The organism is Alkalimonas cellulosilytica (genome assembly GCF_036325985.1).
Lineage (GTDB): Bacteria > Pseudomonadota > Gammaproteobacteria > Enterobacterales > Alteromonadaceae > Alkalimonas > Alkalimonas cellulosilytica.
On the sequence record NZ_JAUHLI010000055.1, the window covers coordinates 1 to 650 of the forward strand.

The 650-nt window shown below is 54.5% G+C and carries 1 protein-coding gene; it reads left to right on the plus strand.

Going from position 1 to position 650, the window contains the following annotated elements:
• Nucleotides 1-171: 171 nt before the first annotated feature.
• On the plus strand, nucleotides 172-519 hold the full coding sequence (locus QWY20_RS18505) for a hypothetical protein (RefSeq protein WP_330130456.1): 348 nt from the start codon (nucleotides 172-174) through the stop codon (nucleotides 517-519).
• Nucleotides 520-650: the final 131 nt, after the last annotated feature.

Below are 650 nucleotides of genomic sequence, written 5' to 3' on the forward strand. Positions count from 1 at the left end.
GCATAAAATAACTGTTTATTTGTACAGTATATCGCTAGAATTGGATTTTGTCAGCGTTTGACCGGCGTATGTGTATGCAAAGTGGACAGATAAAAATCCGGGGCACTGTTCAGAGCTGTTGCCAGCACTTAACATGGCTACACTCAATAAGGAAGCAAGAGGAGAACCTGTATGGAGCCTGATGTGATCCTGCTTGAACAGCAGAGCCTGGACGCTCTGCGTCATAACTACCCGCAGCTGAAGGAGCTCGATGGGGCGCTTAACTTTTATGCCAAAGCCGAAGCGAGCCAGCTCACCGCGACCGCCTGGCATTTCTCGGAGCAGGCCCAAACTTTGCTGAGGCAAAGCGGGCTCAAATCCGCCATCCTCGATTTGCTCGATGCCTTGGTGGCCGAGCGGAAACAGCAGCGCATTCGTCCGAACCGAGCAGGGCGCATGCACCTCAAAGAAGGTCAGCTGCAGCTGGAGTGGCTGCACGAAGAGAGCATGCCAGAGGCCATGTTACGCCAGGCCGTTTAATGGGCCTGGCAAATGCTGGCCGGCGCCTGCTGTTGGCCTATTAAGGCGCCTGCAGTGCAATCAGCACTTCATTGCGTCGAAACATCGGCAGTGTCATCGGGCCATGGTAGCCTGCTTTTAGCGGCGCACTG

Coding starts and splice junctions, on each gene's coding strand:
- QWY20_RS18505 (WP_330130456.1), top strand. CDS start 172: ATGGAGCCTGATGTGATCCTGCTTGAACAGCAGAGCCTGGACGCTCTG.